The following is a 23001-nucleotide window of genomic DNA, read 5'->3' as shown; positions in this document are numbered from 1 at the left end:
CGCGCCACGCGCCCGCCGCTTTCATTCCGCACGCGTTCCCACGCCCCATCGCGTTTCCTTTCCTACTATATTCATTGTTTTCATCGTATTGCTCTGACATCCGCCGATCACAGAACGCCAAAGAGAGGAACAATGCCGCCAAACGCATACTCCCGACGAGGTTCTCATCTGCGAGAACACCTGCTTTCCCTGCTGCTGTTGCTGACCCTAGGCGTCTTCGCACCACCGGCGCTGGCACAAAACGCGCCGCCGGCGCCCGCCGACAAAAGCGAGCAGCAGAAGGCCGCCTATGCCGCGCTGGCCGATCTGCTGCAAGACGACCAAGCGCGCGCGGAACTCATCAACCACCTGAAACAGGCCGCCGGCGACGCCCCCGCCGCCCCGGCAACGCCGGAGGAATCAACGCCGGCCACGCTGAGCGACAGCCTGAACTCGCTGGCGCAGGAAGGCATCGGCACCTTTAACCAGAAGCTCGGCGCGCTGCAAAAGCTGATCGACTCCGGCCCGAAGCGCGTTTTCAATCCCGCCGGCTTTTTCCGCGCGCTGGGCTACTTTCTGCTGACGGTGGCGGTCACCTTTGCGCTGTTCCACCTGATCCGGCGACTGATCGCGCCGCTGTACAAACGCATGGGCAGTTGGGGGCACAACGCCCGGCTGCAGCGCGGCCCGTGGTATAAACGCCCCGCCGCCATTCTCGGCGCTTTCGCCGTCGATCTGCTGGTACTGCTGCTGGCGCTGGCGGCGGGCAACCTGTTCGCCCGCCACGTCCACGCCGACAGCGCCACCATTCTGCGGCTGCAGACCCTGTTTCTCAGTGCCTTCGCGGTGATTGAGTTTTTCAAAGCGGTGCTGCGACTGATTTTCGCCCCCAACTTCGACTACCTGCGCCCCTTCCCCTTCAGCGACCAGAGCGCGCGCTACTGGAACACGCGCCTCGCCTGGCTCAGCGGGCTGATCGGCTACGGCCTGATGGTGGTGGTGCCTGTGGTGGCGGTACAAATAAGCTACCCGGCCGCCGCCGCCGTCAACCTGGTGGTGATGCTGGCGCTGACGCTGTACGCCATTTGGCTGATCCTGCACAACCGCAAGCCGATACAGCAACAAATCAATCTGCTGGCCGAGCGGTCGATGGCGTTTTTCAGCGTGATCCTGCGCGGCCTGGGGCATATCTGGCATCTGCTGGCGATCGCCTATTTTCTGGTGTTGTTCGTGCTGTCCCAGTTCGACATCGGCAACAGCCTGCGCTTTATGATGAGCGCCACGGTGAAAAGCCTGCTGGTGGTCGGCGTCGGCGCCCTGCTGTCCGGCATGCTGACCCGCTGGATTTTCCGCCGCATTTCGCTGCCAACCGACGTCAATCTGCGCTATCCGATGCTCGAGCGGCGCATCAACTCCTATATCCCCAACGGGTTGAAGATACTGCGGGTGATGGTGGTGCTGGCGGTGACGCTGTTCCTGCTCGACGCCTGGCACCTGATTAATCTGTACCAGTGGGCGGGCAGCGAAAATGGCCAGCGGACGCTCGGCGGGCTGGTGCATATCCTGCTGATCCTGCTGATCGCCGTCTTCAGTTGGACGCTGATGGCCAGCATCATCGAGCACCGCCTGGCGCTGGAACTGAGCAATGGCGTGCGGCCGAGCGCGCGCGAACGCACGCTGCTGACGCTGTTTCGCAACGTGCTGGCTATCGTTATCAGCACCATTACCGTGATGATCGTGCTGTCGCAGGTGGGGTTGAACATCGCGCCGCTGCTGGCGGGCGCCGGCGCGCTGGGGCTGGCTATCAGCTTCGGCGCCCAGACGCTGGTGAAAGACGTGATCACCGGCGTGTTCATCCAGTTCGAAAACGGCATGAACACCGGCGAATACGTCACCGTCAGCGGCATCACCGGCACCGTGGAACGCATGACCATCCGCTCGATCGGCCTGCGCGACGATTACGGCGTCTACCACATCGTGCCGTACTCCTCGATCACTACGCTGGCCAACTATGCGCGCGAATTCGGGGTATACCGCGCCAACTATACCGTCAGCCGCGACGAGGATATCGATCGGGTCAATGAGGTGCTGCATCAGGCCATCGCGGCGCTGAAGCAAGATGAACAGGTGAAGCATTTCCTGATTGGCGAGCCGGTCTTCAACGGCGTGGTGGCGCTGGGCGACCGCTCGTTCACCACCCGCGTGACGGTGCGCACGCAGGCGCTGAAACAGTGGGTGGTGCAGTACGCCCTCGATCGGCTGGTGAAAATTCATTTCGATCGGGCCGGCATCGGCATGCCTCAGCAGGCGATGCAGATCTCCCGCGCGCCGCAGCTGCACGAAGAACAGGCGCCGCCCGCTGCTCCCGGCGGTTAGCGCCCGCAGGGCTGAGCGGCCAGGAAGGCCGCCACGTCCTGTCGGTAGGCGTCGTATTGCACCGAGCGCGGGGCAAACAGACCCACCACGTTGATCAGCCACGGATGGCGGGCGAACAGCGGTTTGATCATCACATGATCGGCTTCATCGATGCGCGTCACCGTCAGCAGCGAGGCCGGGATCGTCTGCCGATACACGCGCTCGGTTTCGTCCGCGTCCACGTTGACGTCGCGCCCGCCCAGGATCAGGTGCACCGGCGTAGTGAAATACCGCAATCCCGCCGTCGCGTCGCTGGCCATGTTAGCGCGGATAAAGCGCCAGCGGTCGGCGCTCAATGCAGCGGCGGCGCCATACTCGCGGCGGTACTGCGCGTAGCCGTCCGGTTGCTCGAGCAGCGTCTGGATATGGCGCCAATGCGCCTCGCGCGCCTGGATTTGCGCTTCATCGTCCCCCGCCGCCGCCATCGCCGCCCGGGTGTTATAGCGCCCCTGCCGCAGCCAGTTGATCGCCGGCGCCAGCGCCAGCGTGAAGGCGATGTCGGGGCGCAAACGCGCCACCTCCGGCATCACCCATCCCGCCTGGCTGGTGCCCCACAGCCCCACGCAGCGCGCATCAAAGCGCCCGTCCCGCCGTGCCCAGTCGATGATATCAGCGGTTTCCCGCGCGCGATCCGCCATGGTCTGATGCAGCCAGTTGCCGCCGGAGCCGCCAACGCCCGGCTTATCGAAGGATAAAACCGCGTAGCCCTGCTGCGCCATCGCCTCCCAAATGCCGTAATAGCCTTCGTCGCGGCTGGCGTTGGCCGGCCCATCGCCGTGCACGAACACCACGACGCCGGGCTTGATCGGCGCATGCTGCGGCAACACCAGCGTGCCGGTCAGCCGGTTGCCGCCGGCGGTCACCGTGACCGGTTCAGTGACAAAACGAAAGTCGTTGACGTAAATGACCCACCCGAGCGCCAGCAGGAGCAGCGCCACGCAGCACAGTCCTATTTTGCGCACGTCGCCTCCCCGCAGCGTCTCTCCATCAACACCCAGTCGGCCTGACCGAACAGCCATCCCAACGAAGCGTAATGCTCTTCGCGCCGCACCTGAAAACCGCAGCGCCGGTACAGGCGCTGCGCATCCACGTTGCGCCGGCTGACGTGCAGGCTCAGACGCCGGCCCGCGCCTTGTTCAGCAGCATAGTCGTTCATCCACTGCAGCAGCCGCTTGCCCACCCCTTTGCCACGCTGACTCTCGGCCACCGCCAGGTAGGAGAGATACAGCTCATCGGCCGCCGGGGTGTGCTGCAACACCGCCATTTGCAGATACATGCGCCAAACGTTCAGCCAGCCATAGCGGCGGCACAGCCGCCAAATCGGCAAGGTGCACGGACGCCGCCCGGCGTTATTCTCGCCAGCGGCCGCATTGAGGGCAAAGGCCGCCACCACCTGTTCATCCTGCTTCACCACAAAGCTGCGCTCCCGGCTGCCGCTTTGCTTCCAACACCATAGCCGATAGAACAAACGCCACTGAAGGCGGGCGCTCAGACGGCGTGCGCGCTGAAACTTGTCGCAGAACGCGGCGTAGATCAGCGCCGCCGTTTGCCGGCGGTCAGCATCCCGGTACGGCTCAATGTGCAGCATATCCACCTCGACTAGGGATGCCGGTAGAGCAGCTGTTCCAACAGCCGCACCGGCGTGGTCTCCTCCGGCGCAGGCGACGTAAAGATCGCCTGCCGCCAGGCCTGACTTTCGATCACGTCCAGCACCAGCTGCGCGAGCGGCAACGGCGCTATCGCCGGTGCGATCTCACCGGTTTGCTGCGCCTCGGCGATAACCGTCGCCAGCGCCTCAATCAGCTGCCGCTGGTTGGCGCTGAACGGCTCGGCCAACGCCGGGTTGCGTGCCACCTCCGCCACGATCTCCGCCGACAGCTGCACATTGGCCGGTTCGGCGACAAAGGCGTGATAGGCGGTAAAAAAGGCCGACAGCGCCTGTTTCGGCCGCGTTCTGTCGGCCCGCAGCCCGGCGGCAAACTCGGCGAATACGCCGTTTTCCAGCAGCGCAATTTCGCCGATCAACGCCTCCTTGCCGGTAAAGTGGTTATAGAGGTTGCCGACGCTGACGCCCGCCGCCTGCGCGATATCCCGCATACTGGTCTGGTGAAATCCCCTGTGGGTAAAGCTGTGCAGCGCGGCCTCGACAATCTTTTCTCGGTTTCCCATCGGCAACTCCCGAAACGGTGAAGGGGGCGCCTGGCGCCATCGAATAAACATTAATGAATGAACGTTCGTTCATATTTAAGGATAGCATAGGCCGGTAAAATTGAACCGCGGCTCAACGGCGTGTGAATCGGTGGGAAGATAAAAACGCCGCCCTCATTTTCGGCGGGCGGCGCGATGAAAACTCAGTGCAGCGCGTCGCCCTGCTTCACCGACGTAAACGCCTGCATCAGTTTCACGACGTCGTGCATGCCGATGTTGACCTGATTGATCACTTCCCCGGCATCGTGGGTCAGCGCCACGCCGCCGCCGGCCTGCTCTACGCAGGTCGCCATGCCGGCAATCGCCGCCGCCACGCCTTGCTGGATGGACTTGGTCATGCGTTCGATCTCGGTCGCCGCCTTGCGCGACTGTTCCGCCAGCGTGCGCACTTCATTGGCCACCACGGCAAAACCGCGCCCGTGCTCACCGGCGTGGGCGGCTTCGATGGAGGCGTTAATCGCCAGCAGGTTGGTTTGGGAGGCGATTTTACGAATGGCTTCGACGATGGTGCCGATCTGCTGAGAACACTTACCGAGCTCGGTGACCACGTCCGAGGTTTCGCGCGCCGCCGCTTCGACCTGCTGCATGCCTTTCACCGCCTGCTGCACGATGATCGCGCCCTGCGCCGCCTGCCGATCGGTGTCGAGCGACAGATGATGCGCGTTGCGAACCATCTCTTCTTCATGCTCCTGCTGTTGCATCAGCCGGGTGATGTCCTGGGCAATCTTCACCACTTTCACCACCTGGCCTTCGTTGTCGAGGATCGGGTTGTAGCTGGCCTCCAGCCATACCCGTTCGCCGCGCCGGTTGAGGCGCTCAAAACGCCCGGTAATGAACTCGCCACGCGCCAGGCGCTGCCAGTGCCGCCGATAATCGTCGGAATTGGCGAACGCCGGCGGGCACAGCACCGCATGCGACTGCCCGCACGCCTCTTCCAGCCGATAGCCCATCAGCGCCAGCATATTGTCGTTGGCGCTGACAATGGTGCCCTGCGGCGAGAAAGCGATCATCGCCATCGAGCGATTCAGCGCTGCCAGCAGGCTGCGATGTTCCTGCGCCTGGGTCACTCGCTCGGTCACTTCGCTGGCGATCTTGACGATTTCCACCACCTTACCCTGTTTATTCAGCACCGGCGCGTAGGTGCCCTGCAGCCATACCGCCTTGCCGTTTTTCGCGATGCGTTTTATGGTGTCCGTGATGGGTTGGCCCTTATTCAGCGTCTCCCAATGTTTGCGGTACTGCAGGCTGGCGACATAGTTCGGATCGCAGAAAATACGGTGATGCCGGCCAATCACGTCATCGCGTTGAAATCCCAGCGTGCTGAGGAAAAGATCGTTGGCGCGCAATACCGTGCCGTCCGGTGAGAAGACGATCATGGGAACGGCGTGTTCTATCGCGCTCAACTCGGCGCCTTTGTGGGTAGTTAACTGACTGAATCGTAACAGCATAAGGTGTAATCCTTGTGGCAGATGATGGCGCTTTTCTTATTTTTGCCTGGCCACATACCGCGCCCACACGCAGACGTGCCATCGCGGAAGGAACGGGCAGCGCCGTTCCTTCTGGTTATTGCTATTAACCGGATTAAATTTATTTATTCAGTAAAGTAATTATTAGAATTTAAATAAACCAACAGCCTAAGATTTTTATTATTAAACCCGTATTGAGAATAACGTAAGTGATGAAAATTGAAAGGTAAAATGCGGATTTTTGTCGGCGCCGGCAGGATAACCGGCGCCGTTGAGCTACAACATCACCTCTTACGCGACCAGCGACTCCGGCTCAACCACCGTGCCGTTGAGCATGATTTCCGGAACATAGCGCAGTTCGTTGAGCAGACTTTGATGATCCTGTCCCAAGAGCAGGATGACGCTGTCCGCTTCATCCAGACGGTGGTCATCATTGTTATCGACAATGAGATAGCTGCTGTTTTGCCCGCCCAGAACACTACTGAACCCGACCTTGGCGCTCAATGCGCCAGGCTGGCCGAGATCGAGCAACGCGGCCAACAGCTGGCTGGCACTCCCCCCTGGTTCGGCCGTCATGGCACCGATTCTCGTCTCCACGCCTTGCGCATCGCTGACGCCATAATCCGCCAGCGCGCCGCCACCGGTACCATGAACGATCCGCAGGCCTGAGAGCACATCGTCGATGCTGCCCTGCGTCAGCGAAAAGTCTTTTAACGTCACGCCTGACGCCGCCGTGCTACTCTGCAGCGTCACGTGGCTTTTGCCTGCGCCGGCCACGATCGTCGTATCTCCCAGCACGTTAAATTGATCGCTGCCTCCCCCGCCTTTGACCAACAGCTGCTCTCCCTGTAGCCCAAGATCTTCCAGCAGCGGCGCCAATTTGGCCTGCGCGTCACCACTTAACGGTAGCGAATCCAACATTTGAATGATCGTGCCGTCACCGCTGCCGCCATGAGAGGACGTCAGAGTAAACCCATTACCGGCGAAGGCCGAAGCGTCAACCAGGCGGACCTGAGTATACCCCTCGGTCAGCGTCAGGTTGAAATTCGCGCCGCCGGACAACGTAATGTCTTGCACCTGATCATTTTGCCCCGTCAGCGTCAGCGCGCCATTTCCCCAGGCGCCGGTGGTGACGGCGATCAGCGTCAATGGGTTTTCATCGCCATGCGAGTCAAGCGCCAACGAGCCGGCGTTACCGCGCCCGGAGAACAACAGGTCGAAACGATCGGTGGCATTCTCAAGGAAGGCTATCTCCAGCCGGCTGTCCGCATGATCACCGATGCCGCTGATTTCAAGGCGTGCCGCATCGGCATTGGCGTTGATCACCTTGACGTTATCCGCCCGGCCGGACAACAGCAATCCCTCACGGCCAAGCGCCTGCGCCGCCCAACTCTGCACGATCGTCCCTCCGTCCGTTCCCTCTACGGTGGCGTTGCCACTCAATACCCCGTAGTCAAACACATGAGCACTCGTCGCCAGCGCTTTCGTGCTGTAACCGTTCCAACCGATTTGCGTCAACGTGGCTTCCGCCTGGCCGATATAACCCGCCATATCTATCTGTTCGAAATGACTGAAATTGGCGGCATTGCTGCTCACCGTACTGATGCGCGCGCCAAAAAGATCGAGCGTCGAGGTCATTTTGACGATCAGGTTGGCGGACAAAATATCGTGCCCGTCACCGCCATCGGCGCTGAACACCCACCCCACATGATTGGCGCCGCCATTGGCATTGCCTCCCCACAGCAGACTGTCATTGCCGTTGTTCAGATAAAAGTGCCCTTGGGCGGCGGCGAGGTCGGCCTGCGGGGTGAGCTGCACCCGATCGTCGCCATAGGTGCCATGCACTATCACATTGGCATTGTTTACCGTCATGTCCACCCCATACCGAGCGGCAGGGTTATAATGCAGCCAGATATCCGCCGCAGCGTCGCCATTGACGATCAGATAAGAAAGCTGCGAGGCATAGCTCAGGTCAACCATAACGTCTGCGTCAGCATGCAGGAACACCCTGAACAGCACGGCGGTTTCCGCATTGCTCAGCGTATGGTGAGCATGCGTATTCACCGTACCCGACGCGTTGCCGCCACCCTCGCTGGTGGCGAGAGAAGCGGTCGTTTTATACGCCAGGCTGGCGCCGACATCGCGCGCGAACATCCACTGTTCATACTGAACGTCACCTGCCGGCGGCGCATTGATCAGATCGGCAATCACCGCCTGCGTGACCAGTGCCTTGTCGCCGCCCAATGCCCGATAATGTTCCAACTGCTGTTCATCCGCCGCCCGGCCATGCACCGTCTGATAGACGTGCTGAATAAAGTCGTCGCCCTGCAAACCACCGACCTGCGCCTGAAATTCCGGCGTCGCCAGAAGGGCCGTGACCAATTCGGTATAGCTCAACGTACCGGAGGCCAGCGTCTTGCTCCAATTGTCCAGCGAGACGCTGTCCACCGCCCGCTCGGGCAATGCACGGAACAGCGCCGCTATCTGCTCCAGATACTCGGTCGCCGGCAGTTCGCCCGGCGAATATTCCTGGCCCGCCGCATTGAAATGCTGTTGAGCCACCGCATCTTCCGGCGCCACCACGCCGCGCAACTGCGCGATCATATCCACCAGCAGATCGCCACGCGTCGCGCCTTCCGCCAGCCGTTGCTGGTAAGCGGCCAGTTCAGGTACCGTCGGTGGCCGTTCGAATCCCTGAGCGAACAGATGCAAAATGAAGTCATGATCGGAAAGATCGTTGAGTGGCAGAGTGGCAATCTTGCTCTGCGCCAACGCAGCCAGATCGCCGCCCTGATTGAGCAGCTTGCCGTCATGGGCAATTTCATCGGTCTGCCAGGGCGCTCGCAGCAGATAAAACATCGCCTGCGCGTCGCCGCTTCCGCCGGCGGCATCGGCTGCCGTGCCGGGATACAAACCTTCTGCAATGCGCTGATCGAGCGCATCACGCTGCGCCAGCATCACCGGATCGTCCCCCAGATAGTTAAAGAGGTCGATGACAACGCTGGCGACAGCGCTGTTGAAATGCCCCTGCTGTAGCAAGGCATTGATGTAATCCGGATCGGGAGCGGTATTGTAAACGGAGAAATAAACCTGGCTGAGAATGTCGTATTCGCTTTGGCCGCTCATCCAACCGGCATCGGGTTGGCTCATTAAAATACTGGCCATATAGGCGGGCGGCTGGCTGCCGATATCAAATGCGCTGTCGTAGTAATCGATTTCCGCCGCCGTCGGCAAACGCCCGAAAATCCCGATGATTAAGGCGCCGACCTCTTGTTGCGTAGCTAAAGGAATCATAATAAATCCCGTCAGTGTGATGGATTACGTTCGCGGCATGGCTGCACCGCGGCCTGTCTCCTACATAGGGAAGAGAGACATTGCACACTGCCTGAATGGGTTTTATTGGTATTTCTACAGTTAAGAAATGCTGATGCGATAAGTCAATAAAACGGGGAAAACCGGTCCTCGGTATGAGACTTTGCTCCCATACCGAGGCACCTGAAGACCTAACGCCAGCGTTCGGCTGCCCAGGCGGCTTGTTGCTCGGCGTCGTGGAAGGTCCAGGCGACGAAGCGGCTGATCTTCTGCCCTTGCGCCATCTCGATGGTGCGTACCTCGGCCGCGCCCGCCACGTTCAACGCATGGTAGATGGCCGGCAGCGTGGTGTTTTTCGAAATGAGCGAGGTAAACCACAGGCAGTTGTTGGCCTTGCCGACGCTCTCTTCCACCATCTTGCGCACGAAGGCTTCTTCGCCGCCTTCGCACCACAGCTCGTTGTTCTTGCCGCCGAAGTTTTGCACCGGCTTGTCGGCCACTTCCCCTTTGCCCAGTTTATGCAGCTTGCGGCGGGTGCTGGCGCGCGCTTCCTGCTCGGACGAATGGAACGGCGGATTGCACAGGGTGGCATCGAATTTCTCGGCCGCGCCGATGATGCCGCTAAAAATCAGCTCAGGCTGTTTTTGCAGCCGCAGACGCACGCTGTTGCGCAGCGTCGGGTTCATCTCGACGATCATCTTGGCCGCGTTGAGCGACACCGGATCGATTTCAGACCCGGTGAAACGCCAGCCGTATTCGCGCAGGCCGACAATCGGATAGATGCAGTTGGCGCCGACGCCGACGTCGAGGATCGCCACACCCTTGCCGCGCGGGATCTCACCGCCGTTGCTGGTCGCCAGCAGATCCGCCAGGTGGTGCAGATAGTCGGCGCGGCCGGGGATCGGCGGGCACAGGTAGTCCGCCGGAATATCCCAGTGTTCGATGCCGTAAAAGTGTTGCAGCAACGCACGGTTGAGCATTTTCACCGCCGCCGGATCGGCGAAGTCCACCGAGACATCGCCCCAGGCGTTCGGTTTCACGAACGGCGCCAGCGCCGGGCAACTGGCGATCAGCGCCGGAAAGTCGTAGCGCGAACGATGACGGTTACGCGGATGCAGGCCGCTTTTCTGCTGCGGGAAGGTTTTCTTTTTTTCCACCGTGACGGGCTCTCTTGAAGGTATTTCCGGCGCGTAAGATAACACATCCGGCCCGGAATGGCGCAGCGGCGGGAAACCCGGCACAATGAAAGCTTCATCGATTGCCACAGGGTCCCCCATGAGCCGTGAATCTCGTTATTATTATGAACCCGCCTCCGGCCACGGCCTGCCGCACGATCCGCTGAACGCCATCGTCGGCCCGCGCCCCATCGGCTGGATCTCTTCCCGCAGCGCCGCCGGCTTGCGCAATCTGGCGCCCTACAGCTTTTTCAACTGCTTCAACTATCGTCCACCCATCATCGGTTTCGCCAGCACCGGCTGGAAAGACAGCGTGGCGAATATCGTGGAAACCGGCGAGTTCGTTTGGAACCTCGCGACGCGCCCGCTGGCGGAAGCGATGAACAACAGTTCCATCAACCTGCCGCGCGGTGAGGACGAGTTTGCCTTCGCCGGCGTCACGCCGCTGCCCGGGCGCCGGGTCAAAGCCGAGCGCGTGGCCGAAAGCCCGGTGAACTTCGAATGCCGGCTGACCCAGTACATTCAGCTGCAAACCGCCGCCGGGGAACAGGTGGAAACCTGGCTGGTATTGGGCGAGGTGGTGGCGGTACACCTCGATCCGGCGCTGCTGGACGAACACGGCGTCTACCAAACCGCCGCCGCCGAACCGATCCTGCGTGCCGGCGGCCCGACCGCCTACTATGGCATTTCCGAACAGCACCGTTTCGATCTGGCGCGCCCGACGCGCTGATCGTCTCCCCCGTTTAGGTAGAAGATGAACGGGGGAATAAATAATCAAAAAATCTGAAAGAAACCATCAACACTCTCCGATTTCATCCCGCCTGTCACTGCGCAATAATCTTCCCATCGAAAGGCAACCCCCTTTCTCCCTAATTCACTTTGACAGGAATAACGAACATGAAAACCATCAAAACTTTTGCTGCTGCTATCGCCCTGGCCACCGTTTCTTTCACCACTTTCGCCGCTGAGCACGTTAGCGCCCAGGATGCCGCCCAATTCGAAAAAGCCGGCGTGATCGTCGCCAGTGGCTCAACCGACCTGAGCAGCCTGACCTCTCAGCTGGCCGCCAAAGCCGACGCGGCAGGCGCCAAGGCCTTCACCATCACCTCCACCAGCGGCAACAACCTGATGCACGCCACCGCGGTTATCTACAAATAATCACCGCCCCAGACGTCAAAAAGCCCGCCGGCTATCACCCCGGCGGGCTTTTTTTATGTTCAAGTGCATTAGCGCCGAATGGGTACGACAGCGAGTTTCTTACCGTCTGCTTTGTCAGCAACCCACGCGTAAACGAACCGGATAATGCTGCCGGAAATAGGTATAAACCCCGTATTTAATGGGGTTTGCAGGGGGGATGAGCACACATTTTTTTACCACCCCATTGCTGGACTAACGGGAGAGGATGATTATCATGTTACGCAGACTACAGATGCAGAGAGCGTTGTATGCAACATATCATTGAAGGTTTCCTCAGTTTCCAGAAAGAGATTTTCCCGCAGCGTAAGGAACTCTTTCGCAGCCTGGCCTCCAGCCAAAATCCTAAAGCGCTGTTTATCTCCTGTTCTGACAGCCGCCTGGTGCCCGAGCTGGTGACTCAGCAAGAGCCTGGGCAACTGTTCGTTATCCGCAACGCCGGTAACATCGTCCCTTCCTTTGGCCCGGAGCCGGGTGGGGTTTCTGCGACGATCGAATACGCGGTGGTGGCACTGGGCGTGACTGATATCGTGATTTGTGGCCACTCGAACTGCGGCGCCATGAAGGCTATCGCGTCCTGCCAATGTCTCGACCCTATGCCTGCGGTAGCCCACTGGCTGCACTACGCGGATGCGGCCAAAGCGGTGGTCGAGAAGAAAACCTGGAATAGCGAAACAGACAAAGTTAACGCTATGGTGGAAGAGAACGTTATCGCCCAGCTAAATAATATCAAAACCCACCCTTCTGTTGCGGTGGGTCTGCGCAACAGCGGGCTGCGCCTGCACGGCTGGGTGTACGACATCGAAAGCGGCGAAATTCGTACGCTGGATAGAAACACCAAGAGCTTCGTGTCCCTGGCCGATAATCCCGACGTCTATTTCGAATAAAATAACGCCCGGTTTTAACCCTTAAATAAAATCCACGCGGCCGCGTGGATTTTATTGTCAGCCTTAAACCAAACGCGCCTCTATCGCCGCGGCGAAGTCGCGGCACATCCGTTCGTCACCGTCGGCGTTGTCCGCCAATACCGTCTCGCCGTCTACCACCCGAATGTGCGCCTCCAAATCGAAATCCGCCGGCGGCTGCGGGCGCGTGGCGGCGGCGGCCATCGTCTGCTGCGCCTCATGCCACGCCTGTGCCACCGTCTGGTTACAGGCCTGCGCCAGAGAGTCCGGGTTGAACCCTTCGCCGGTCAGGCTGCGCAGCGTGTCGTCATGGCTGACGCTGTTGCCCGGCAACCAATAGTGTTGCGCCAGATCCGGGCCGATGGCCGGATTGTCCGTCAGGTAACCGTCGCGCTGCAGGAAGAACTGGCGGGTTTGTTCCACCGCCATCATCGCCAGCAGATAGCCCTGGTAAGAGCAGGCGGACTCCAGCGACAGCAGATGCGGGATCGCCAGCGTCGGGCGCGGGCTGCCGCTGATGCCGAGGATCTTTTGCTCGACCTCGCGCGCCAGCGCGGTGATGGCTTCCGGCGTACGCTGCTCGTCATCCCACTGATACAGCGCCCACTCGAAGTACGGCACCAGCAGGATATGGCGTTCGTTGAACGCGCGCATCGGCTGGCGCGCCGCGATGCCGGCTTCGATCAGCGCATCGGGCACCGCTTCACCGGCGGCGTTTTTCGCATAGCGTTTCAGCCAGTCGGCGTCGTCCAGCAGGCTGTCGCAGAACATCGACTGGGTTTCGGCATAGGCCATCGAGGTCGGCGGGAACTCCTGCGAGAAGCACGGCGCATTCTGGCGAATGTTGGCGAAATGCGCCGCGTGGCCGCCTTCGTGGAACAGGGTGTTGAGCCCGTAAGCGCCGCTGCCCACCTGCTCCGGCTGCGCCAGGCTGGTGAAGTTGATGCGCGCCGGCACCCATTCCCCCTGGCGCACAAACGGCGGTACCGGGCCGTGCATAAAGCCGTTCTCATATTTGCCTTTGCGCACCAGCAGATCGAGGTTCATCTCGGCGCCGCCAAAGCCAATGTGCAGACGTTTGAAGCTGTCGATCCAGCGTTCCAGCGAACGAGAGAACGGGAAGTAAGGATCCAGTTGGCGGGTGACGTCGCCGGCGCTGGCGAAGCGCACGTTCCACGGCTCCAGCGCCTGGCTGCCCTTGTCGGCCGCCAGCTGCTGCAGGCTGCGCGCGTTGGCCTCGCGGGTTTCCCGCTCGAAACGATCCAGAATGGCGAACAGCTGCTCCGGCGTCATGCGCTCGGTTTTGTTCACCTTGTAGTCGAAATAGTTGCGATAGCCCATCTGGCGCGCAAAACGGTTGCGCAAGCCGATCAGCTCCGGCAGGCCGTTATGCAGCAGCCATTGCTCCAGATCGCGCAGCGCCTGCTGCGAGCTGCGGCGGTAGTCTTCGTTCGGGTTGGTCGCCTGGTTGGTCAACAGCTCGCCGAGCGAGGCCGCCACCCGCCGGCCCTCGGCGTTCAGGTGCGTGACCTGGTAGCCCTTGCGGCGCGAGTAGAGATCGGATTCGGCGTGAATGATCTGATCCAACAGCGCCTGCGCCTGCGGATCTTCGATGGCGTTGCAGTCGAAGAAACGCAGCCAACCTTGCAGGCCGTGGATCAGCGCATCGCGCTGCGCCTCCTGCGGCAGCGCTTCCAATCCGGCCAGCAGATTGCGGATCTCCGCCAGACGACGCGGTTCGGCGATAAAGCGCTTATAGGCGCTTTCCGCGGCGGAAAAGCGCGCCGACAGGTCTTCACCGCCGGTGCCCATGTAGTTTTGCCAGAACAGCTCTTCTTTGGCGCGGTGTACGTCGAGGTAATCCTGGTTCAATTGATTGAAGTAATCGAGAGCCTGTTGCATAACCGTCCTTCTCAGCCGATGAGGAAATATCCCAGTATAGTCGCGCTCAGGCCTGATGCAGGCGCTGCAGCCCCTGTTCCAGCGTCTCGCTCTCGCCGGCGGCCACCAGGCAACAGGCGATCTGCCGCTGGATGGCCTGCGGGATCGCCACCTCGCCCGCCAGGCAGCGCTCGGTCCAGCGCGCGGTAGTTTCCGCGTCTTTCGCCGCCGGCAACGTCGGCGTTTCATCCTGCAAGGTGCGCTCCAGCAACACGCGCTGTTCGCCGCCGGCAATATAATGAATCTGCGGGCAGCGCAGCGGGTTGGCGTAGGCTTCGCCTTCGGTGCCGTGCATCAACAGCCCGCGGGCGCCGATCTGGCGGAAAAACGACGCTACCCGGCCGACATACTCCGGGTGTGAGACGCTGGCGAGGCGCAGCGCATCCTGTTCGCCGAACGGCGTCGCCAGCTTGGCCAGCGTATGCGCGCTGTTGCGCACCCCCATGCGCCAACGCAACCCGAGCTGCCGCGCCAGCGGCGCCGACAGCGCAGAAACCGGCATGAATACCGCCTCGCCGTTATCGAGACGCTGCTGGGCGTGAACGGCCTGTTCCGACCACGGCAGCCCCAGGGCGCGGAAAATCTCGGCGCTGGTCACGCGGGTACTGTCGTCCGGCACGCCGTGCACCACCACCGGCAGGCCCACTTTCGCGAGCAGCAGCGCCAGCAGCGGCGTCAGGTTGGCCTGCTTGCGCGCGCCGTTGTAGCTCGGCAGCACCACCGGCAATGGCCGCCCCTGCGGCGCCTGCAGCGGCAACACCTGCTGCTGCATCGCCTGGTAGAAGCCCAGCATCTCCTCTTCGGCCTCACCCTTGATGCGCAGCGCGATCAGAATGCCGCCCAGCTCCAGCTCGGGGACCGCCCCGGCCAGCATCGCCTGATACAGCTCAAAAGCGGTCTGCCGGTCCAGGTCGCGCGCATGATTTTTGCCGCGGCCTATTTCTTTGATAATTTTGGTGTAATCCATCCGAAGGTTCCCCTTGCTTACTCTTCGGTTAGCATACCCTATCCGCGCCGCCGCTCAACCTCCGCCGCCAGCCGCCGCTGCGTTTCATCGCCATCGCGCAGCCCGGCGATCACCCCATCGACATCGTCGGCGCTGCGGTTTTGGCTCATCTTCCATTTGCCTTCGCGCCGGGTGACGGCGATCTCGATACCGACGATGCCGTTAAGCTGCGCGGCGATGTAGTTGGCCGGCGCGTCGTCGAGCCGCCAGGGCGCCGGGCGGCGCCCTTCCTGTTGCGCCGTCAGGTCGATCAGCTGGCGGCGCAGCCAGGCCGGGTCGTCCATCACCGTCGGCACGCCATACAGCTGCACCACGCTGTAATTCCAGGTCGGCACCACTTTGCCGGTCTGGCGCTTGCTCGGGTACCAGCCGGGCGACACATAACCTTCCAAACCCTGAAAAATCACCAGGCATTCCGCCGCGTGCTGCAGCCGCCGCCAGTGCTCGTTGGCGCGCGACAGGTGCGCCCGCAGCCGGATCTGCCCCTGTTCGACATCGGCCAGAAACGGCAGCGGATCGGCCGTCAATCCCTGCTCGCCGTGGCTGACCAATAACCCCAGCGGGTGGGCGCGCACCAGCGCCAGTTGGGCATCCAGATCGTCTTCGCGAAATGCGGCGGGTTGAAACATCAGTGTGGCTCCTTACGCTCTCTCATGATGACGACAGTAAAGCACCCGCCGGCGGCCTACTTAAGATCCGCTTTCTGACTATTTCGAGTGATCCGGTTTAACAAGATCAGGGCAATGCCCATCGCCAACAGATTAAATACCATGGCGCCGGCAAAGGCCTGCGCATAGCGTTCCGCCGCGCCGCCGTTCGCCAGCAGCGGCACGAAGCCGACGCCGCTGACCACGATGCCCAGCGCGCCTCCCACCTGCTGCACGGTGGCGACCAGGCCCGCCGCCATGCCCGCCTGCCGCTCCGGCGCCAAACCGAGCACCAGATTCAGCAGCGGCGTCATGCTCAGCGCCTGGCCGAATCCCAGCACCACTAACCCCGGCAGCAGCCGCAGCGGATGCGCCAGCCCCGCGCCCCACAGCGCCTGGGCCATCAACAGCGCCAACCCGGCGGCGTAAATCGCCACGCCCACGCTCAGTACGCCGTTGCCCCAACGCAGCGCCAGCCGAGGCGCGAGCATCGACGCCAGCATAAAGGCCGCGCTGGCCGGGGCGAACAGGCTGCCCGCTTGAAAAGGCGTCAGCCCCGCCCCCGCCTGCAGCAGCAGCGCGAAGCACAAGAAAAACGAGGAGGCGGTGGCATAAATCGCCAGCACCACCGCCATGCCCGGCGCGAAGCCTGCCTGGCGTAACAGCGCCGGATCGAGCACCGCATCACCGCCGCGCCGCGCCAGACGGCGCTCCCAACGCAGGAAGCCCCACAGCGTCACCATCGCCAATGCCAGCATCGGCGCTATCCACCACGGCCAGCCGCGCGCCGGCCCTTCCAGCAGCGGCAGCAGCAACAGCGACAGGCCGATCGCCGCCAGCCACAGGCCTACGCCGTCCAGCCGCTGCGCCTGCGCCACCCGCGATTCGGGAATCCGCCGCGCCGCCCACAGCGCCAGCGCGCCGATCGGCAAATTGATCAAAAAGATCATGCGCCAGCCGCTGCCGAACAGGTTGGCCTCGATGATAAATCCGCCGAGGATCTGGCCGAAGATCGCCGCCAATCCCAGCGTCATGCCCAGCCAGGCGAAGGCGCGCCGCCGCTGTTGCGGCGCGTACAGCACCCGCATCAAGGCGTAAATTTGCGGAAACAGCAACGCCGCCGTCGCCCCCTGCAGGATACGCGCGGCGATCAGCAGGTTGAGCGATCCCGCCAACCCGCATAGCAGAGAGCTCAGCGTGAATCCCAGCATGCCGAGGCTGAACAGACGCCGGCGTCCGAAGCGATCGCCCAGACGCCCACCGGCGATCAGCAGCACCCCAAACGCCAGTTCATAACCGGCGACGATCAGACCGACACCGGCGAAATCGGCGGCGAACTGCCGCTGGATCACCGGCGCCGCCACGTTGACCACAAACAGATCGAACACCGTGACGAAGCCGCCCAACAGCAGTACCGGCAGGCCGGGCAGCGCTCGCCGCTCACGAGATAATGAATATTCCATACCACCTCCAGAGATTATGATGGTCGCAGTATGGAACAGGGTTTAAACTGTTACTATATAGCCATTTATACTATTACTAACAGCAACAGGACGGCCGACATGCCCCCACGCACCCTCGAGCGCACCCGCCACGAACTGGCGGATTTTCTACGTCAAAAGCGAGAACAGCTGTCGCCGGAGGCGGTCGGTTTGCCGAGCGGCAGCCGCCGCCGCACGCCGGGGTTGCGGCGCGAGGAGGTCGCGGCGCTGGCCGGCGTCGGCCTCACCTGGTACACCTGGCTGGAACAAGGCAGGGAAATCAATGCGTCGGTGGCATTTTTGGAAAACCTGGCGCGGGTGCTGCAGCTCGACGCCGCCGGCCGCTACCACCTGTTTTTATTGGCGCATCAGCGGCCACCGGTGCCGGTCGGCCATCAGTGGTGCCAGGTCTCGCCGCTGGTGCGGCGGCTGCTGGACGACCTGCCGCTGCGGCCGGCCTACGTCATGAACCTGAGTTGGGACATCATCGCCTGGAACCCGGCGGCGCAGCGGCTGTTCGCCATCGGCGAACGCCCGGCGGAAGAGCGCAACATGTTGTGGATGCTGTTTGCCGATCCGCAGCTTAATGCGCGCCTGTTGGAGTGGGAGGCGCAGGCGCCGCAAATCCTGGCCAGCTTCCGCCGCGACTACGCCCGCGCGCCGGAGGATGAGGTAATGCGCCAACGGGTACAGGCGCTGGAGCGGGTATCGCCGCCGTTCCGCCGGCTCTGGCGGCAGCACGATATCCACGGGCGCTGCCAGGGGCGGCGCAGCTTCACCCTCCCGGAAATCGGCCCGGTCACCTTTGACCACGCCTCTTTCATCGTCGACGAAGAGAACCACCTGCGGCTGGTAATGTACAGCGCGCTACCGGAGGAACCGGCCAGCGCGGCGTTTGAAGCGCTGCTGCGCGAGGGCTAGCGGCGGCTGTCGAAAATGAGCTTGCAGGCCAGCCCGGCGAACACCCCGCTCAGCAGATAGTTCGGCCAGCGGGCGCTGAAGCGGCGGCCGGCGAAGCGGCTTTTCATGCCGCTGACCGCCAGGATCACCCCGCCGTTAATCAGCAACCCCACCAGATTCAGCACCGTCGCCAGCGCCAGCATCTGCACCACCACCGAGCCTGAACGCGGATCGATAAACTGCGGGAACAGCGCCAGCACGAACAGCGCCATTTTCGGGTTGAGGATGTTGGTGAACAGCCCCTGGCGGAAGATGCGCGCCGTCGGCACCGCCTGCAATCCGGCAGAAGCCTGCAAACTGCTGCCGGATCGCAGCGTTTTCCACGCCAGATAGAGCAGATAGGCGGCGCCCAGCATTCTCACCGCGTCGTAGGCCAGCGGCACGGCGACGAACAGTTGCGACAACCCCAGCGCCGCCGCCAACGCGTGGCAATACGTGCCGAGCTGAATGCCCGCCAGCGAAGCGAAACCGGCGCGTCGCCCCTGGCTGACGCTGCGCGAAGCGATCAGCAGCATATCCGGGCCGGGGGTCAGCGCCAGCGCCACGCAGGCACCGGAAAACAACAACAGCGTTGCGGCATCAATCATGAATCACCTGATAAGAAGATGGACGGGAATGGAGCGTCCATCATAGCGACGCCGACGTGGCTTGTCAGCGTCGCTCGCGTCAGATCACCCACAGATCGAGGTATTCGTTGACCGGCATCTGCGCCAGCCGCTGCCGGTCCAGCGACACCTCGAGAATGCGCTGCTGCTGCAGGGCCGGGAACTGGCGCGCCAGGTTGGTTTTGAACTTCTCGATCAGCAGTGGGATGCCCTCTTCGCGCCGCCGCGCATGGCCGATAGGGTACTCCACCGCCACCTCATCCAGGCGGCTGCCATCAGCGAACTCTACCGTCAGCGCATTGGCGATCGATCGTTTTTCCGGATCGTGATAATCGCGGGTGAAGGCGGGATCTTCATGGCAATGGATCTTGCCGCGCAATGCGTCGATGTGCGGATCCTCGGCCACCCGATCCTCGTAGTCCCCCGCCGTCAGCCGGCCGAACAGCAGCGGGATCGCCACCATATACTGAATACAGTGATCGCGATCCGCCGGGTTATCCAGCGGCCCCTGCTTGTCGATAATGCGCAGGCAGGCCTCGTGGGTGCGGATGCTCACCCTGGCGATGTCGGCGGCGGTTTTGCCGGCGGCCTGCATCTGGCGGTGCAGCGTCATGGCCGCCTCCACGGCGGTCTGGGCATGGAACTCCGCCGGGAACGAAATTTTAAACAGCACGTTCTCCATCACGTACGCGCCGTACGGCCGCTGGAAGCGGAAGGGTTTGCCGTTGAATGAAACGTCGTAAAACCCCCAGGTCGGCGCCGTCAGCGCCGAGGGATAGCCCATTTCGCCGGTGGCGGCCATCAGCGCCAGCCGCACCGCGCGGGCGGTCGCATCCCCCGCCGCCCAGGATTTGCGGGTGCCGGCGTTCGGCGCGTGGCGATAGGTACGCAGCGACTGCCCGTCCACCCACGCCAGCGACACCGCGTTCAGGATCTCCGCCCGGCTCAGGCCGAGCAACTGCGCCACCACCGCGGTGGACGCCACCTTCACCAGCAGCACGTGATCCAACCCCACCCGGTTGAAGGCGTTTTCCAGCGCCAGGCAGCCCTGGATCTCATGCGCCTTGATCATGGCGATCAATACCTGCCGCATGGTCAGCGGCGCCTTGCCCGCCGTCACCGCCTGGCGCGAGAGCCAATCGGCCACCGACAGGATCCCGCCCAGGTTGTCCGACGGGTGGCCCCACTCCGCCGCCAGCCAGGTGTCGTTGAAGTCGAGCCAGCGGATCATGGCGCCGATATTGAACGCCGCCTGCACCGGATCCAGCTGGAAGCGGGTACCCGGCACCCGGCTGCCGTTCAGCACCTCGGCGCCCGGCACCACCGGCCCCATCAGTTTCTTGCAGGCCGGATAGCTCAGCGCCTCCAGCCCGCAGCCGAGGGTATCGAGCAGGCAATAGTGGGCGGTGCGGTACGCCGCCGGGGTATCGACGGCCTCTTTCATCACATAATCGACGATATCGATCATTTCGCGATCGAACGGCGGACGGCGGGTATTGGCAGACTCAAGCATCATGATTCCCGAAGACTCCATAGTGAATAACAATCGGCGCTCAGCGCTGATCCAGCGGTACGAACGCCCGTGCTTCCGGCCCGGTATAGTTGGCGGACGGGCGAATGATTTTGTTGTCCTGCCGTTGCTCGATGATGTGCGCCGACCAGCCGCTCACCCGCGCCATGACAAACAGCGGCGTGAACACTTCGGTGGGCACCCCCAGTTGGTGATAAGACACCGCCGAGAACCAGTCGAGGTTGGGGAACATGTTTTTGGTGTCGCGCATGACGCTTTCCAGCCGATCGGCGATGTCATACAGCTTCATCGCGCCCGCCTCCTGCGACAGGCGCAACGCGATCTCTTTGATCACCTGATGGCGCGGATCGGAGACGGTGTACACCGGGTGCCCGAAGCCAATCACCACCTCTTTGTTGTCGATGCGGCGACGAATGTCGGCTTCCGCTTCGTCCGGCGTTTCATAACGTTGCTGGATCTCCAGCGACACCTCGTTGGCGCCGCCGTGTTTCGGCCCGCGCAGCGCGCCAATGGCGCCGACGATCGCCGAATAGACGTCGGATCCGGTGCCGGCGATCACCCGGCCGGCGAAGGTCGAGGCGTTGAACTCATGCTCGGCGTACAGGATCAAGGAAGCGTGCATCGCCTGTTCCCAGCTGGCGGAAGGCGTTTCGCCGTGCAACAGGTGCAGAAAGTGGCCGCCGATGGAATCGTCGTCGGTCTCCGGCTGAATGCGCTCGCCGTTGTGGCTGTAGTGATACCAATACAGCAGCATCGATCCCAGCGACGCCAGCAGCCGGTCGGCGATGTCGCGCGCGCCGGCCGCGCCGTGCTGCTCTTTTTCCGGCAGCGTGCAGCCAAGGGCCGAGACGCCGGTGCGCATCACGTCCATCGGGTGAGACGCCGCAGGCAGCGCCTCCAACACCGTGCGCACGCTGGCCGGCAGGCCGCGCAGCGCTTTGAGACGGTGTTTATAGGCCTGCAGCTCGTCGCGGTTGGGCAACTTGCCGTGGATCAGCAGGTGGGCGACCTCTTCAAACTCGCAGTGGCGCGCGAGATCGAGAATGTCGTAACCGCGGTAGTGCAGATCGTTGCCGCTGCGCCCTACGGAGCACAGCGCGGTATTCCCGGCGGGTACGCCAGATAACGCCACGGATTTTTTCGGCTTAACGCCAGTCGGGCTTTGCGGGGGGATCGCTTGGCTCATACTGTCCTCATTTGGCTTCTGCGTGAATGGCGCCTATTCGTCGCGCTGGCGAGCGAACAGGGCGTCGAGTTTCTCTTCGAACAAATAGTAGTTGATGCTTTCGTACAGCTCGTTGCGGGTCTGCATGGTGTCGATGACGCTTTTCTGCGTGCCCTCCTCGCGCAGGGCGCGGTATACCCGCTCCGCCGCGCGGTTCATCGCCCGGAAGGCCGACAGCGGATACAGCGCCATATCCACCCGAGCGCTGCGCAGCTCGTCGATGGTAAACAGCGGCGTCGCGCCGAATTCGGTGATGTTGGCGAGGATCGGCACCTGCGTCGCTTCGGCGAAACGGCGATACATGCCCAATTCGGTGATCGCTTCCGGGAACAGCATGTCGGCCCCAGCCGCCACATAAGCCTGAGCGCGCTCGATGGCCGCCTCCAGCCCCTCCACCGCCAGCGCATCGGTGCGCGCCATGATCACGAAGTCCGGATCGCTGCGCGCATCCACCGCCGCCTTGATGCGATCCACCATCTCTTCGGTGGAGACGATGGCCTTATTGGGGCGATGGCCGCAGCGCTTGGCGCCGACTTGATCTTCGATATGCAGCGCCGCCGCCCCGGCCTTGCTCACCGAGCGCACCGTGCGGGCGACGTTGAACGCCGAAGCGCCGAAACCGCTGTCGACATCCACCAGCAGCGGCAGCGGGCAAACGTCGGTGATGCGGCGAATGTCGGTCAGCACATCGTCCAGGGTCGAAATGCCCAAATCCGGCAGCCCCAACGAACCGGCCGCCACGCCGCCGCCGGAAAGGTAGATGGCCTGGAACCCGGCCCGCTGGGCCAGCAGCGCATGGTTGGCGTTGATCGCGCCGGCGATTTGCAGAGGTTTTTCTTTACTCAGGGCCTGACGAAAGGCGAGCCCGGGTGAGCGCAGCGTCATGACGTTCTCTCCGATTAGCTAGATGAAACAGACAGAGCAAAGGGCGGGCCAGGTTGTACTTCGGTG

19 protein-coding genes are annotated in these 23001 nt (G+C 62.4%); 5 read left to right on the top strand and 14 right to left on the bottom strand.

The window, feature by feature from the left end:
- Positions 1–132: 132 nt before the first annotated feature.
- Positions 133–2355, top strand: a complete 2223-nt coding sequence (gene ybiO / locus C9411_RS15315) for a mechanosensitive channel protein (protein ID WP_107227410.1) — start codon at positions 133–135, stop codon at positions 2353–2355.
- On the opposite strand, the gene C9411_RS15310 is transcribed toward ybiO, so the two are convergent.
- The 6 genes from C9411_RS15310 to rlmF form a co-directional block, all read right to left on the bottom strand.
- Positions 2352–3356: a S9 family peptidase gene (locus tag C9411_RS15310; RefSeq protein ID WP_107227409.1), complete on the bottom strand. Its 1005-nt coding sequence runs from the start codon at positions 3354–3356 to the stop codon at positions 2352–2354. The two genes, ybiO and C9411_RS15310, sit on opposite strands and share 4 nt — an antisense overlap.
- Complete coding sequence (locus C9411_RS15305; protein WP_107227408.1) at positions 3344–3982, bottom strand: N-acetyltransferase; 639 nt, start codon at positions 3980–3982, stop codon at positions 3344–3346. The genes C9411_RS15310 and C9411_RS15305 overlap by 13 nt, the downstream gene beginning before the upstream one ends.
- An 11-nt stretch (positions 3983–3993) precedes the next feature.
- Positions 3994–4563: a TetR/AcrR family transcriptional regulator gene (locus C9411_RS15300; RefSeq protein ID WP_063988811.1), complete on the bottom strand. Its 570-nt coding sequence runs from the start codon at positions 4561–4563 to the stop codon at positions 3994–3996.
- 182 nt (positions 4564–4745) lie between these two features.
- Positions 4746–6050 carry a PAS domain-containing methyl-accepting chemotaxis protein gene (locus C9411_RS15295; protein WP_107227407.1) on the bottom strand — a complete coding sequence of 435 codons (1305 nt, stop codon included), beginning with the start codon at positions 6048–6050 and terminating at the stop codon, positions 4746–4748.
- Between the two features lie 309 nt (positions 6051–6359).
- Positions 6360–9362, bottom strand: coding sequence for a DUF4214 domain-containing protein (locus C9411_RS15290; RefSeq protein WP_107227406.1), 3003 nt, complete (start codon positions 9360–9362; stop codon positions 6360–6362).
- Positions 9363–9571: 209 nt separating this feature from the next.
- Positions 9572–10537: a 23S rRNA (adenine(1618)-N(6))-methyltransferase RlmF gene (gene rlmF, locus C9411_RS15285; RefSeq protein ID WP_172837462.1), complete on the bottom strand. Its 966-nt coding sequence runs from the start codon at positions 10535–10537 to the stop codon at positions 9572–9574.
- A gap of 118 nt (positions 10538–10655) precedes the next feature.
- Here rlmF and C9411_RS15280 point away from each other — a divergent pair, with 118 nt between their 5' ends.
- The 3 genes from C9411_RS15280 to C9411_RS15270 all read left to right on the top strand — a co-directional run bounded on the left by C9411_RS15280 (position 10656) and on the right by C9411_RS15270 (position 12636).
- A complete protein-coding gene (locus C9411_RS15280; protein ID WP_107227405.1) occupies positions 10656–11285 on the top strand; it encodes a flavin reductase family protein in 630 nt (209 codons plus the stop codon).
- Between the two features lie 167 nt (positions 11286–11452).
- Positions 11453–11713, top strand: a complete 261-nt coding sequence (locus tag C9411_RS15275; RefSeq protein ID WP_063988808.1) for a YdgH/BhsA/McbA-like domain containing protein — start codon at positions 11453–11455, stop codon at positions 11711–11713.
- A gap of 287 nt (positions 11714–12000) precedes the next feature.
- Positions 12001–12636: a carbonic anhydrase gene (locus tag C9411_RS15270; protein WP_004939270.1), complete on the top strand. Its 636-nt coding sequence runs from the start codon at positions 12001–12003 to the stop codon at positions 12634–12636.
- Positions 12637–12699: 63 nt separating this feature from the next.
- Here the strand turns inward: C9411_RS15270 and C9411_RS15265 are convergent, their stop codons facing one another.
- The 4 genes from C9411_RS15265 to C9411_RS15250 are packed head-to-tail and all read right to left on the bottom strand — an operon-like array spanning position 12700 to position 17711.
- A complete protein-coding gene (locus C9411_RS15265; protein ID WP_107227404.1) occupies positions 12700–14556 on the bottom strand; it encodes a M3 family metallopeptidase in 1857 nt (618 codons plus the stop codon).
- A gap of 46 nt (positions 14557–14602) precedes the next feature.
- A complete protein-coding gene (gene ybiB, locus C9411_RS15260) occupies positions 14603–15562 on the bottom strand; it encodes a DNA-binding protein YbiB (RefSeq protein ID WP_107227403.1) in 960 nt (319 codons plus the stop codon).
- Positions 15563–15600: 38 nt separating this feature from the next.
- On the bottom strand, positions 15601–16230 hold the full coding sequence (locus tag C9411_RS15255; protein WP_107227402.1) for an FMN-binding negative transcriptional regulator: 630 nt from the start codon (positions 16228–16230) through the stop codon (positions 15601–15603).
- A gap of 56 nt (positions 16231–16286) precedes the next feature.
- Positions 16287–17711: an MFS transporter gene (locus C9411_RS15250; protein WP_107227401.1), complete on the bottom strand. Its 1425-nt coding sequence runs from the start codon at positions 17709–17711 to the stop codon at positions 16287–16289.
- 99 nt (positions 17712–17810) lie between these two features.
- Here C9411_RS15250 and C9411_RS15245 point away from each other — a divergent pair, with 99 nt between their 5' ends.
- Positions 17811–18650 carry a helix-turn-helix transcriptional regulator gene (locus tag C9411_RS15245; protein WP_107227400.1) on the top strand — a complete coding sequence of 280 codons (840 nt, stop codon included), beginning with the start codon at positions 17811–17813 and terminating at the stop codon, positions 18648–18650.
- On the opposite strand, the gene C9411_RS15240 is transcribed toward C9411_RS15245, so the two are convergent.
- The 4 genes from C9411_RS15240 to prpB all read right to left on the bottom strand — a co-directional run bounded on the left by C9411_RS15240 (position 18647) and on the right by prpB (position 22935).
- The gene (locus C9411_RS15240) at positions 18647–19276 is read right to left on the bottom strand and encodes a LysE family translocator (RefSeq protein ID WP_048321374.1); all 630 of its coding nucleotides are present in this window, start codon (positions 19274–19276) and stop codon (positions 18647–18649) included. The two genes, C9411_RS15245 and C9411_RS15240, sit on opposite strands and share 4 nt — an antisense overlap.
- A 79-nt stretch (positions 19277–19355) precedes the next feature.
- Complete coding sequence (locus C9411_RS15235; RefSeq protein WP_107227473.1) at positions 19356–20807, bottom strand: bifunctional 2-methylcitrate dehydratase/aconitate hydratase; 1452 nt, start codon at positions 20805–20807, stop codon at positions 19356–19358.
- 40 nt (positions 20808–20847) lie between these two features.
- On the bottom strand, positions 20848–22011 hold the full coding sequence (gene prpC / locus C9411_RS15230) for a 2-methylcitrate synthase (RefSeq protein WP_107227399.1): 1164 nt from the start codon (positions 22009–22011) through the stop codon (positions 20848–20850).
- 33 nt (positions 22012–22044) lie between these two features.
- Complete coding sequence (gene prpB, locus C9411_RS15225) at positions 22045–22935, bottom strand: methylisocitrate lyase (RefSeq protein WP_063988801.1); 891 nt, start codon at positions 22933–22935, stop codon at positions 22045–22047.
- Positions 22936–23001 lie beyond the last annotated feature (66 nt).

This window comes from Serratia sp. Nf2 (assembly GCF_003028435.1).
Classification (GTDB): Bacteria; Pseudomonadota; Gammaproteobacteria; order Enterobacterales; family Enterobacteriaceae; genus Serratia; species Serratia marcescens_L.
The sequence above is the reverse complement of the archived record's forward strand: the minus strand, read 5'-3'. Positions and strand labels throughout refer to the sequence as shown.

Coding starts and splice junctions, on each gene's coding strand:
- ybiO (WP_107227410.1), top strand. CDS start 133: ATGCCGCCAAACGCATACTCCCGACGAGGTTCTCATCTGCGAGAACAC.
- C9411_RS15305 (WP_107227408.1), bottom strand. CDS start 3,982: ATGCTGCACATTGAGCCGTACCGGGATGCTGACCGCCGGCAAACGGCG.
- C9411_RS15300 (WP_063988811.1), bottom strand. CDS start 4,563: ATGGGAAACCGAGAAAAGATTGTCGAGGCCGCGCTGCACAGCTTTACC.
- C9411_RS15295 (WP_107227407.1), bottom strand. CDS start 6,050: ATGCTGTTACGATTCAGTCAGTTAACTACCCACAAAGGCGCCGAGTTG.
- C9411_RS15290 (WP_107227406.1), bottom strand. CDS start 9,362: ATGATTCCTTTAGCTACGCAACAAGAGGTCGGCGCCTTAATCATCGGG.
- C9411_RS15280 (WP_107227405.1), top strand. CDS start 10,656: ATGAGCCGTGAATCTCGTTATTATTATGAACCCGCCTCCGGCCACGGC.
- C9411_RS15275 (WP_063988808.1), top strand. CDS start 11,453: ATGAAAACCATCAAAACTTTTGCTGCTGCTATCGCCCTGGCCACCGTT.
- C9411_RS15270 (WP_004939270.1), top strand. CDS start 12,001: ATGCAACATATCATTGAAGGTTTCCTCAGTTTCCAGAAAGAGATTTTC.
- C9411_RS15265 (WP_107227404.1), bottom strand. CDS start 14,556: ATGCAACAGGCTCTCGATTACTTCAATCAATTGAACCAGGATTACCTC.
- ybiB (WP_107227403.1), bottom strand. CDS start 15,562: ATGGATTACACCAAAATTATCAAAGAAATAGGCCGCGGCAAAAATCAT.
- C9411_RS15255 (WP_107227402.1), bottom strand. CDS start 16,230: ATGTTTCAACCCGCCGCATTTCGCGAAGACGATCTGGATGCCCAACTG.
- C9411_RS15250 (WP_107227401.1), bottom strand. CDS start 17,711: ATGGAATATTCATTATCTCGTGAGCGGCGAGCGCTGCCCGGCCTGCCG.
- C9411_RS15245 (WP_107227400.1), top strand. CDS start 17,811: ATGCCCCCACGCACCCTCGAGCGCACCCGCCACGAACTGGCGGATTTT.
- C9411_RS15240 (WP_048321374.1), bottom strand. CDS start 19,276: ATGATTGATGCCGCAACGCTGTTGTTGTTTTCCGGTGCCTGCGTGGCG.
- C9411_RS15235 (WP_107227473.1), bottom strand. CDS start 20,807: ATGCTTGAGTCTGCCAATACCCGCCGTCCGCCGTTCGATCGCGAAATG.
- prpC (WP_107227399.1), bottom strand. CDS start 22,011: ATGAGCCAAGCGATCCCCCCGCAAAGCCCGACTGGCGTTAAGCCGAAA.
- prpB (WP_063988801.1), bottom strand. CDS start 22,935: ATGACGCTGCGCTCACCCGGGCTCGCCTTTCGTCAGGCCCTGAGTAAA.